The sequence below is a fragment of the Oleiphilus sp. HI0061 genome (assembly GCF_001635675.1).
Genome location: NZ_LWFE01000203.1, coordinates 1 through 1,343, shown reverse-complemented (window position 1 = coordinate 1,343; position 1,343 = coordinate 1). Strand labels below are relative to the sequence as shown.

General features: G+C 39.0%; 3 protein-coding genes. 2 read left to right on the top strand and 1 reads right to left on the bottom strand.

Annotation, left to right across the window (positions count from 1 at the left end; all coding sequences use genetic code 11):
- Window positions 1-470 (top strand): type II toxin-antitoxin system CcdA family antitoxin (locus A3735_RS31670; RefSeq protein WP_231882348.1); only part of this gene is annotated, 470 nt, incomplete at its 5' end.
- Window positions 470-787: a CcdB family protein gene (locus A3735_RS02385; protein WP_068510990.1), complete on the top strand. Its 318-nt coding sequence runs from the start codon at window positions 470-472 to the stop codon at window positions 785-787. The genes A3735_RS31670 and A3735_RS02385, both read left to right, overlap by 1 nt.
- A 55-nt stretch (window positions 788-842) precedes the next feature.
- On the opposite strand, the gene A3735_RS02380 is transcribed toward A3735_RS02385, so the two are convergent.
- Entirely contained in the window at window positions 843-1,295 is a 453-nt protein-coding gene (locus tag A3735_RS02380; RefSeq protein WP_156499344.1) for a hypothetical protein, read from the bottom strand.
- Window positions 1,296-1,343 lie beyond the last annotated feature (48 nt).

Below are 1,343 nucleotides of genomic sequence, written 5' to 3'. Positions count from 1 at the left end.
CTCCTTTCTTAGGATACTCCAATATTTTTACTTTGCTCATTGCAAGAATTCCATTCATTAATACACATAACGCTCGCCTCAACGAGCAAATTTTGCTGGCGGCAGTTTTGCAGCGCAGCGCAAAAATGGTGACAGTAAAATTTGTCCGTTGGAGGCGCTTGTTAAATGCTTTTTTATGGAATAGCATAGATGCACATATTATATGCGCATATGGAGCAAATAACATGCAGACATTTTTTGACCAACAAGCACCTAAAAAAGCTACCAACTTAACAGTAAATAGCGACCTTTTAAATCAAGCTAAAAGCTTGAAAATAAATTTATCTGCCACACTTGAACAAGCTCTAATTGTGCAAGTGAAAAACGCGCAGCGCGAGCAATGGCTTCAAGAAAACAAAGATGCAATTGATGAACTTAATAAGCTAAGTGATGAAAACGGTTTATTCTCTGACTCGTTTAGGAGTTTTTAATGAGCCAATTTACGCTGTACCTGAATAAAGATAAAAGCAGCAAAAAAACCTACCCATATTTTGTAGATGTTCAGAACAACTTGTTAAGTGATTTAAACTCTAGACTGGTTATACCGCTAACCCCTTCAAAAAAAGTAAACGAAAAAGCAGCCCAAAAGCTATGCCCTACCATCAATATCGACAGCGAAGAATTTGTTCTTGTGACGAATCAGATGACCACTGTACCTAAGTCACTACTAAAATCAGAAGTAGACTCACTTGAACAATATCGCTATGAAATCATCGATGCCATAGATATGCTGATTACCGGCATTTAACGCTTTGCTAATTTGCGCCGCCAGGCGTCAAATTGAGCAACTTGTTATGTGAAAATTAAAAAGATTCAACCCCGTACACCTCGTGATCTCCTATGCCCACCAAACTAGATTCTTTGATTTCTTGCGCAGAATCTATGGCACAATTAAGAACCTCAACTTCTTTTTTGTTTAACACATAGCTACCAGCTTTGGCATCGAAGCCTAGAGGCATTACTAACGACAAAAAGTGCGCTGAATATACGTTGCCCACGATTGAATAAAGCAGATCACAGCTCGCCTCCCCAATACAACAATGCAGCAAGATATACTTACCCAAGACACTCTTAAATATTTTTTGACTTTGTTCCAGATAAGAGGTGCCGACTTTAAGCTCTTTATCAGTCTCGCCTGATTGCTTTTGACTTTCAATAAGGCTGATCAAAGGAACAGTATGCACAACTTTAAAAAGCCACTCACATTTAGCGCTATTAAAAAGGCTCAGATTGCCTTGGATAATATGTGCTTTCAAAATCTCTGACGGGCGCCCGTCATCTAACCCATTAAGCTCAGAATGCGG

What these genes read in the sequence shown, in the direction of transcription:
- A3735_RS02385 (WP_068510990.1), top strand. Translation starts at nt 470, where the DNA reads ATGAGCCAATTTACGCTGTACCTGAATAAAGATAAAAGCAGCAAAAAA.